This is a genomic window from Candidatus Kaelpia imicola, from assembly GCA_030765505.1.
Taxonomy (GTDB): Bacteria; Omnitrophota; Gorgyraeia; order Kaelpiales; family Kaelpiaceae; genus Kaelpia; species Kaelpia imicola.
On the sequence record JAVCCL010000004.1, the window covers coordinates 95,902 to 105,192 of the forward strand.

Here is a 9,291-nt window from a genome sequence, read left to right on the forward strand (position 1 = left end):
TTGTATTTATGGTAATATTGGATTAAAATATAAAAAAATGAAACTAAAATTTCTATCTATAACTATGGTAACTTTATTTATAAGCGTTGCTTTTGCTCAGGAACTTAGCAGCGGAATATCTAAGGAGAGTGTTGAGTCTATTTTAGGCAAGCCGGATATAGTAACAACAAGAGAGGACTTACAGGCTCAGATATTTCCTATAGCTATAGAGGGGGATAGGTACGATGAGGAGTTTGAATTCTGGGTGTATTATCAATATCCAGATGGTAAAAAAAAATGGGGTTTTGTTGAGTTTAACGTAGATAGTAAAGTAGTTGATTTTTCAATCTATACTCCAGGGAAGAAGAGTAAATATCCTTTAAAGATAAGCTTTCCCGATGCTGAGGTCTTTAAAAAGATAGGACACTATAACGGTGATGATTGGAGTCTTATGCCTGACAAAAGTAAGACGCTTTTAATTATTGAGATAATGGATAATTTAAGAGGGAAAAATGTTTTTATAAAGAGACATCCGTTTTACTACCTGGAAGAGTTAGACTCTTTTTTTAAGGAAGATGCCCATAGGCATTTTACTGTGATTAATACACTATATACTTTTGCGTTATTGAATAGAGATTGGAATGATGGTCTGGATAAAGATGAAAGAATTAAACGGACTTTGCCTACTGATATTTGGAGTGATTTTATAAGATGATACCGATTGAGATACGTAAATTCGTTAAGAAGCTTTCTTATGGTTTTTTGGGGACATCTGATGAGGAAGGTAAACCGAATATATCAATAAAAGGTGTTGTATCAGTAGACTCTCGAAGTCTCTATTTCTGCGATCTATTTATGGCTAAGACAAAGAAAAATCTGGAAGTTAATTCACGGATCTCATTTTTTGTAATTGACTGGAATAGCTTTGTAGGGTTTCAGTTTAAAGGCAGAGCAAAGGTTGAATTCAAAGGAGAGTTATTCGAGAAATATATAAGTAACTGGGAAAGGAAGCGTAATGATTTTATAATATCAAGGATGATTGAGAATCTAAAGAGTGAGAAAATTGTAAAGAGACACGATCTCTACCTTTTAAAACCTGAGTATCTGATTGTAATGGATGTAGAAGAGATATATGATTTAGTCGAGCCCATTAAGATGCTCGTTAAAACACATCTTGACAAGGTAAAAAGTTGAGGCTATATTATCGAAGAATAACAACTGAAGGAATGGGAATATGGAAAAAGAGAAAATAATAGAGAAGTTTTCTATCCATGATAAAGATACGGGTTCACCCGAAGTCCAAATCGCTATCTTAACAAACAAAATTGCTTATCTTAATCAGCATTTGAAACAACATAAGAAAGACCACCATTCAAGGCAGGGTCTTCTAATTATGGTGAGTAAGAGAAAGAAGCTTCTCAACTACTTAAAAAGGAAAGATCAAAAGAGATATTTAGAGCTTGTGGAGAAGCTTAATTTACGTAAGTAACTCTCCACATGCGAATCCTACCTTTTAATGACAAGGAGTTATAATGAAAGAAGAAGTAAGAGTTAAAATTGGTGAAGAAGATATTGTAATAACTACAGGAGAGATGGCCAGGCAGGCTAACGGTTCTGTGAGAGTGCAATGCGGAGAGACTATCGTTCTGGTCAATGCAGTTATGTCTACCGAAGTCAGAGAAGGAATAGATTTTCTTCCTCTTATGGTTGATTATAGAGAGAGGACTTATGCAGCCGGTAAGATACCTGGAGGGTTTTTCAAAAGAGAGGGGAGACCTACAGATAAGGAGATATTAACATCCCGTCTAATTGATAGACCGATACGGCCTCTATTCCCCGAAGGTTTAAGAAATGAAGTTCAGATTACAGCTATAGTACTATCGAGCGATGGTAAGTATGATCCAGATGTTCTAGCTATTATTGGGACTTCTGCGGCGCTCTATATCTCTGATATCCCGTTTGAGTCTCCAATAGCAGGAATTAAGCTTGCCATGGTCAATGGTGAGTCTGTTTTAAGCCCAGAGTATAAGCAGGTAGAAGAGTCTGATCTAACTATTACTTTGGTCGGAGATGGAGAGGGTATCATTATGCTGGAGGGAGAAGCCAGAGAGATGAGTGAGGAAGATGTTTTTAATGCTATTAGTTTTGCTCAAAAATACCTTCCCTCTATTATAGAAGCTCAGAATGAATTGAGAAAAAAATGCGGAAAGGAAAAATTTAAGCCCGAGCTTTTTAAAGTAAGCAGCGATACGATTAATGCCATAAAGAAAGATGCAGGGGTTAAAATTGCAGAGATCAGCATTACAAAAGATAGAGAAGAGAGAGCTGACTTGCTATCTTCCCTTAAGAGTGAATTGATAGAGAGATATCAGGAAGTCTATTCAGAGGAAGATATTAAAGAGGCTGTCTATGCAGTGCAGAAAAGTTCTATTAGGGAGTATGCTATCAAAAACAAAAAAAGAGTAGATGGCAGATCGTTAACAGAGCTTAGAGATATAAGCTGTTCGGTTGAGGTATTACCTCGCACTCATGGTTCCGCATTGTTTACCAGAGGTCAGACTCAGAGTCTGGCTGTTACGACTTTGGGTACAACTAGCGATGAGCAGACTATAGAATCATTAGAAGGAAGATCGTCTAAAAAATTTATGCTTCACTATAATTTCCCTTCTTTTAGCGTAGGAGAGGTACGTCCTATGAGAGGACCAGGCAGGCGGGAGATAGGTCACGGTGCTTTGGCTGAGAAAGCTTTAAAAGCGGTAATGCCTCAGAATGAAGAGTTTCCTTACACCGTTAGGCTGGTTTCAGATATTTTAGAATCTAATGGTTCCTCATCTATGGCTACGGTATCTGCCGGATCTTTGTCGATGATGGATGCCGGTGTTCCTTTAAAATCATCTGTTGCAGGTATAGCCTTGGGTCTATTTAAAGAGGGCGATGATGAGTTGATACTAACAGATATTGCTGGTGCGGAAGACAATTTTGGAGATATGGATTTTAAGATTGCTGGAACTAGAGCTGGGATTACTGCTATACAGTTAGATTTAAAGATAGCCGGAATCAAAATTGATTTAATATCAAAGATTCTAAAGCAATCTCAGGAGGCTAGGATCAAGATCTTAGATATAATGGATAAGGTTATGAGTCAGGCCAGAACATCTGTATCAGTTTATGCGCCTCGATTGACATCCTTTAAGTTAGAATCTGAGAAGATAGCTATAATTATTGGCCCTGGTGGAAAGACAATAAGAAAGCTTACAAGTGATACTGGGGCAAGGTTTGATATTGATGATGATGGTGTTGTGCATATAGCTGCTGATGACGACGAACAATTGCAGTATGCTCTCAAAAGAGTTGAGGAGTTGATAAAAGATGTCAAGGTTGGAGAGCTCTACGATGGTAAGGTGGTCAAGGTTGTTAATTTTGGAGCTTTTTGCGAAATAGCTCCGGGTAAAGAAGGTTTGGTTCATGTATCTGAGATTTCCAACGATTATGTTGCCAACGTTGAAGATGTTATTAAAAAAGGAGATGAAGTTAAAGTCAAAGTTATCGGTATAGATGATACCGGTAAGATAAAGTTGAGCATGAAGCAAGTCGAATGATTTTGTTGGGAGATTTATGAAAAAGGAGATTCTCTGCCTGCTTGGGGCAGCAATAGGCCTATATCTTTTTTTAGCAATTATCTTTTTTTCGCCATTATCTCATCCAGAGCTTAGTTTCTATGGGATTGAAGGGGGAAGCTTTTTCAGGAATATTACTGTTCTCTCGGGTTATTTTTTACGTAGTTATTTTGGATGGACAGGTATTATAATTCCTGCTGTTATTTTTTTCTGGACATATATGTTTTATTTCTATGAAGAGGATTTTAAGCATTTCAGACTTAAGCTATTCTCTTTTTTTCTTCTTATCTGTTCACTAAGCTGTTCTGTTGCGCTCTTGAGTCATTTCAATAAGGAGATTAGTTTTAATCTTTCCGGTATTGCCGGGTTTTATTTTTTAGATTATACCAGAAAGTATTTTGGTTATTCCGGGGCGATATTGGTAAGTTTTTTTGTCCTGCTGCTCTCTGCTATAATGGTCACTGATTTACCGCTTTTGAGTTATATTATTAAGGGATTGAAGAGATTATATTTTATTTTGATTAAGGCAATATCAAATCTATTTAGATATCATAGGATTAGAAAATTTGAGCCAAAACAGAGATTTTCTAAAGTAGAAAAAGGGAAGGCTTTAGAGCCTGAAGATAGGATTTCCGAAGTTAAAGTTGTTAAGAAGAGGCCGCTGCTTAAAATAAAAGATATAGATAGACCGCAGAGACATACAATTTTAAAACAATTTAAGGATGTATCCCGAGGCGGCTTTACTTTGCCGCCCATAGATTTACTGGAGATTCCAGAGCAGCGTCAAGGCAGAGATAGAGCAGAGGATTTTCATGCCAGAGCAGAATTGCTTGAAGAGACACTGAGAGATTTTAATATTGAGGCTAAGGTTGTAAATATTGAAAAAGGTCCCGTTATAACAAGGTATGAGCTTCAACCTGCCCCGGGAGTAAAAGTTCAGTGGATTGCTTCTCTATCTGAAGATATAGGTCTTGTTATGAAAAGCTATAATGTTCATGTAAGCCCTGTTGCCGGTAAAGGAACAATTGGGGTTGAGATTCCAAATATAACCTCTTCAATGGTCTATTTGAGGGATGTTATCGAATCGGCCGACTTTCACGCTCAACGGTCGCTCTTATCTTTAGCGTTGGGTAAGAAAATTTCAGGCGAGCCTCTTATAAGCGATTTAAATGAAATGCCCCATCTTTTGATAGCTGGAACAACTGGCTCTGGTAAAACGGTATGTATAAACTCTCTTATAGTCAGCTTTCTTTATCGTGCTACCCCTGATGAGTTAAAGATGATTTTAATAGATCCTAAAATGGTTGAATTGATGCCTTTTAATGGCTTGCCTCACTTGATAGTACCTGTTGTAACCAACGCCAATCAGGCTGTTTCGGCTTTAAAGTGGGTAGTCGAGGAGATGGATAGTAGATATAAGTTTCTATCTAAGGCGACAACTAGAAATATAGATTCCTATAATCAGAAAAAAGATAAAGGCTCTGAATTACCTCAGAGTCTGCCTTACATTGTTGTTGTAATAGATGAGCTTGCAGATTTGATGTTGGTGGCGTCTAAGGAGATAGAGGGTTGCATCGCACGGCTTGCTCAGCTTTCCCGTGCAGTGGGAATTCATATGATACTTGCGACTCAAAGACCGTCAGTTGACGTAATTACCGGCGTTATAAAGGCAAACTTTCCTTCCAGGTTATCTTTTAAGGTGGCATCCAAGGTTGATTCCCGTACCGTTTTAGATTTAAACGGGGCTGATAAGCTTTTAGGTAAAGGCGATATGTTGTTTATATCTCCGGGAGCGTCTAAGCCTTGCAGGGCTCAGGGTAGCCTGATCTCAGACAAGGAGATAGAGAGGGTTGTCGACTTTATAAAAGAACAGAGAAAACCCGAATACGATGATAATATTTTGGGTTCTTCTTCCGGAGTAGCCGGGGTAAGGGCTCACGGCAAGAGAGACCAGATATACAGAGAAGCAATTAATGTTATCATGCAGACAGGGCAGGCTTCGGTATCGATGCTGCAGAGAAGGCTCGGCGTTGGTTATACCAGGGCTGCCAGGTTAATAGATATGATGGAAGAAGATAATATAGTAGGTTCTTATCAAGGTTCGAAGCCTAGAGAGATATTGATGGACAGAGAAGAGTATTTACAAGATTTTAAAGAGGAGGTTGACCATCAATAGAGTTTATCCATGGCTAATATAGGAATAAAACTAAAAAAGGCGCGCCAAAAATTAGGCTATGAGTACGATTTTATCACTCAGAGAGCCAAAATACACCCCAAGGTTTTGCAAGTACTGGAAGATGAAGATTTCGGTTACTTTAAATCCACTCTTTATTTAAGGAGTTTTTTGGGGAAATATGCTCGATTTTTGGGGTTGGATGAGGATCAAATTTTAAGCGAGTTGGATATGCTTCCGCCAGAACTTAAAGCCAGGGAGCAGGGGTATCTTAAGCCGGGCTCTATGCCTGGTAAATTTGTTTTAATTTTTAAAACAGCCATACTCTCTCTATTTATAGTCAGCTCTATATACTTCATATTTTTAGGAGTTAAAAAGACATTAGCGATATTTATCGACCATGATGGTTCTGATCTCAAGATAGAAGACGTTGTAAATGTCGGAATAAGAAACGATGGTATAATTGAGGCCGAAGATATAGCTGCCAAGAAAAGCGCAAAAGAAGTTATCACTTTACAGTTGACGATAAAAGCTAGTGAAGACTGCTGGATTCAGCTTCGCGCCGACAATAAAAAGATTTTTGACGGTATTTTGAAAACTAATCAATCTGAGATATGGAATGCTGAGGGAGAGTTTGAGCTTTGGGTTGGGGAGGCATCCCGACTCTCGTTCATACTTAACGGTAGAAGTATCGGACCTATAGGAAGAGGTATTATAAAAGGGATAAAGATTACATCTGACGGTATAGACCTACCATAGGTTTAATCTTGATTGAAGTAAGATAATGAAAGTTTTTTTAATAAGCTTGGGTTGCGCTAGAAATCTTGTTGATTCAGAATATGTGCTGGATATTATCTCTAGAAAGGGAGATGAGATTGTAGATGAAGTATTAAGTGCGGATATTGCTATTGTAAATACTTGCGGGTTTATAGGAGATGCCAAGAAAGAGTCAATTGATATAATTTTAGATTTGGTCCAGGTTAAAAAAACAAAGGATATCAAAATCATAGTAGGTGGATGTTTTACTCAAAAATATTCAAAAGAGGTATTAAAAGAGATGCCTGAGGTTGATGCTGTTATTGGAATCAACTGGGATGATATAATAGAGGTACTTAAGGATATCTCAAAAGGTGAAAGAGTTCAAAATGTTAAAGAAGAGAAGTATCTATTAGACTATCCGGTCAAGAAGAGAGCATATCTGACTCCAGCTCATTTTGCATATTTAAAGATATCTGAAGGATGTTCTCATAAATGTAGTTACTGTGCCATTTACGGCATAAAAGGTTATTACAGAAGCAGGCCTTTGGATGATATTTTAAAAGAGGCTGAGTTTTTAGTAGGGAGAGGGGTGAGAGAGTTGAATATTGTGGCTCAAGATTCGACTTCATACGGTGTTGATTTAGGGGCTAAGATAGACATCGTGAGTCTACTTAGAGGTATAAATAATATCGAGGGTGATTTTTGGATTCGTTTGCTTTATGCGCATCCTCAGATGGTAGGAGACGATTTAATAGGTTGCTATCAGGAATTAAAGAAGCTCTGTAAGTATATAGATTTACCTCTGCAGCATATAAGCGGCAAAATTTTGAAAAAAATGAATAGACCTGCTTCAAAGAAAAGAATATTCAGTTTAATAAAAAAGCTAAGAGAGAGAGTACCGGGTTTATCGATCAGAACAAGTTTTATAGTTGGATTTCCGGGAGAGAGTGAAGCTGATTTTAATGAGTTGATTGGTTTTATAAAGGATACTAAATTTGACAGGCTGGGTTGTTTCAGGTATTCAAGAGAAGATAATACAGATGCCTTTGATTTCAAAGGGCAGATACCGGAATCTATAAAAGACCAGCGGTTTGATGCTGTTATGAAAGTGCAGAACGGTATAGCAAAAGAGCTTAACAGCAGGTTGTTAGGGAAAGAGGCCAGGGTTTTAGTTGAGGAGGAGATAGAGGAGTATTACCTTTCCAGGTCTGAATTTGATGCTCCGGAGGTAGACGGCATTGTCTATATTGAGAAAAGTGATAAAATAGATCCTGGAGAATTTGTTAATGTAAAAGTAAAGGATGTATTAGAGTATGACCTTACTGCAGAGATTACCTAATATATTAACCGTATCTCGTATTCTGCTTGCCTTCTTTTTTCTGCTGTTTATTTTTTCTTCGTTTGAATGGGCATCAGTTATAGCCCTCGCTATCTTCATAGTTGCCTCTTTAACCGATTACTACGACGGTAAGCTTGCTCGTAAATTGAACGTTACTTCAAAGTTCGGTGCTTTTCTAGACCCTTTGGCTGACAAAATATTGATTATGGTTGCTTTTATATCTTTCGTGAGTCTGAAATTGATTCCCGCTTGGATGGTTATAGTTATTTTAGCTCGGGAGTTTATGATAACCGGTTTAAGGCTTCTTGCTGCAGGCTTAGGAAAGGTTATTCCGGCGTCGCGTCTGGCAAAACACAAAACATTATCTCAAGTTATAGCTGTCTATCTTATTTTGATATTGATATGTCTTAAAGAGTTAAGTTTAGCATCGCTGTATATTGTGCACGTAGAAGCTGTGATACTATCTTTTATGTATCTTACAGTATTGTTGACCCTTGCTTCTGGTTTGGCATATCTCTATAATCATAAGGATGTTTTTGGCAAAAGAAAGATCAATAGCTCTAATTGAAGGTCTCGGATTTACTATTGTAAGCGAGGAGATCTTAATATCAAACTATCCTATCTCTGCTCTAGCTTTTAAAGAAGATAAGTTTTTTTTTATAGAGTATCTTTTTAAAAATAATCTTGGGTTTATAGAGAAGCATTTTGATTGGATTAAATATAACATCAATCTTTTTAAATCAAAATACAAATTAAAAGGTCTCTCCGAGGTTAATCTCCTCTGCTTATCTTTTACGGAAGAAGAACTCAACCTTGAGGTCCCCGGGTTTAAAGGTGAGCTGTCTATCTATAAAGCTCCTTTTAAAAATGGAAAGGATGGCTTATCGCCTTTAAACAGTTGGACGTTTAACAGGGAGTATCTTAAAAGCAGGATATACTCTCTATTATCTAACATCTCCAGAGAAGAGGCAAGTATTTTAAAATTGTTATTTACTCTTAAGCCATTATTTGTTAAAGAAGAGTCCAAAGATTATTTTTTGATTCAAGCTCAAAACGAAGAATATAGACTAAGATTCTTTAAGGATTTTATCTGGCTTCACGAAGGCCCTGCCCCATTTAGGCCTAGAAAGATATTAATTAAATCTTGACAATATTCTGCTTTAGGATATAATTTCTACCACGCTCTGGATAACTAATCCAGAGCCTTGTTTTCTTGACATTGTTAATAATAAAGGTTACAATTACCTTTTGTCTAAAATCAGTTCTTTGAAATTTAGGTTGACAGTGCGGTAAAGTTAAAAAGAGTAAGATCAAATTTTTTTCGGAGGGTTTGATCCTGGCTCAGAGCGAACGCTGGCGGCGTGGATTAGACATGCAAGTCGAGCGATCTGCCTTCGGGTAGATAGCGGCGAACGGGTGAGTAA

At 37.4% G+C, this 9,291-nt stretch carries 9 protein-coding genes and 1 rRNA gene; all 10 read left to right on the forward strand.

The window, feature by feature from the left end; genetic code table 11:
- The first annotated feature begins 37 nt into the window (after nt 1-37).
- Nucleotides 38-694, forward strand: a complete 657-nt coding sequence (locus tag P9L98_00995; GenBank protein ID MDP8215885.1) for a hypothetical protein — start codon at nt 38-40, stop codon at nt 692-694.
- On the forward strand, nt 691-1,173 hold the full coding sequence (locus tag P9L98_01000; protein MDP8215886.1) for a pyridoxamine 5'-phosphate oxidase family protein: 483 nt from the start codon (nt 691-693) through the stop codon (nt 1,171-1,173). Before P9L98_00995 ends, P9L98_01000 begins: the two co-directional genes overlap by 4 nt.
- Nucleotides 1,174-1,213: 40 nt before the next feature.
- Complete coding sequence (gene rpsO, locus P9L98_01005) at nt 1,214-1,468, forward strand: 30S ribosomal protein S15 (GenBank protein MDP8215887.1); 255 nt, start codon at nt 1,214-1,216, stop codon at nt 1,466-1,468.
- A 43-nt stretch (nt 1,469-1,511) separates the two neighbouring features.
- Nucleotides 1,512-3,578 (forward strand): polyribonucleotide nucleotidyltransferase, encoded by a 2,067-nt coding sequence (locus P9L98_01010; protein MDP8215888.1) that lies wholly within the window; start codon nt 1,512-1,514, stop codon nt 3,576-3,578.
- A gap of 16 nt (nt 3,579-3,594) precedes the next feature.
- A complete protein-coding gene (locus P9L98_01015; protein MDP8215889.1) occupies nt 3,595-5,772 on the forward strand; it encodes a DNA translocase FtsK 4TM domain-containing protein in 2,178 nt (725 codons plus the stop codon).
- Between the two features lie 9 nt (nt 5,773-5,781).
- Nucleotides 5,782-6,528, forward strand: coding sequence for a DUF4115 domain-containing protein (locus P9L98_01020; protein MDP8215890.1), 747 nt, complete (start codon nt 5,782-5,784; stop codon nt 6,526-6,528).
- A 25-nt stretch (nt 6,529-6,553) separates the two neighbouring features.
- On the forward strand, nt 6,554-7,867 hold the full coding sequence (gene rimO / locus P9L98_01025; GenBank protein ID MDP8215891.1) for a 30S ribosomal protein S12 methylthiotransferase RimO: 1,314 nt from the start codon (nt 6,554-6,556) through the stop codon (nt 7,865-7,867).
- On the forward strand, nt 7,842-8,435 hold the full coding sequence (pgsA, locus tag P9L98_01030) for a CDP-diacylglycerol--glycerol-3-phosphate 3-phosphatidyltransferase (GenBank protein ID MDP8215892.1): 594 nt from the start codon (nt 7,842-7,844) through the stop codon (nt 8,433-8,435). Before rimO ends, pgsA begins: the two co-directional genes overlap by 26 nt.
- Nucleotides 8,404-9,015 (forward strand): hypothetical protein, encoded by a 612-nt coding sequence (locus tag P9L98_01035; GenBank protein MDP8215893.1) that lies wholly within the window; start codon nt 8,404-8,406, stop codon nt 9,013-9,015. Before pgsA ends, P9L98_01035 begins: the two co-directional genes overlap by 32 nt.
- A gap of 170 nt (nt 9,016-9,185) precedes the next feature.
- Nucleotides 9,186-9,291 (forward strand): 16S ribosomal RNA (locus P9L98_01040); the annotation flags it as partial.

What these genes read in the sequence shown, in the direction of transcription:
- P9L98_01010 (MDP8215888.1), top strand. Translation starts at nt 1,512, where the DNA reads ATGAAAGAAGAAGTAAGAGTTAAAATTGGTGAAGAAGATATTGTAATA.
- P9L98_01000 (MDP8215886.1), top strand. Translation starts at nt 691, where the DNA reads ATGATACCGATTGAGATACGTAAATTCGTTAAGAAGCTTTCTTATGGT.
- rpsO (MDP8215887.1), top strand. Translation starts at nt 1,214, where the DNA reads ATGGAAAAAGAGAAAATAATAGAGAAGTTTTCTATCCATGATAAAGAT.
- rimO (MDP8215891.1), top strand. Translation starts at nt 6,554, where the DNA reads ATGAAAGTTTTTTTAATAAGCTTGGGTTGCGCTAGAAATCTTGTTGAT.
- pgsA (MDP8215892.1), top strand. Translation starts at nt 7,842, where the DNA reads ATGACCTTACTGCAGAGATTACCTAATATATTAACCGTATCTCGTATT.
- P9L98_00995 (MDP8215885.1), top strand. Translation starts at nt 38, where the DNA reads ATGAAACTAAAATTTCTATCTATAACTATGGTAACTTTATTTATAAGC.
- P9L98_01015 (MDP8215889.1), top strand. Translation starts at nt 3,595, where the DNA reads ATGAAAAAGGAGATTCTCTGCCTGCTTGGGGCAGCAATAGGCCTATAT.
- P9L98_01020 (MDP8215890.1), top strand. Translation starts at nt 5,782, where the DNA reads ATGGCTAATATAGGAATAAAACTAAAAAAGGCGCGCCAAAAATTAGGC.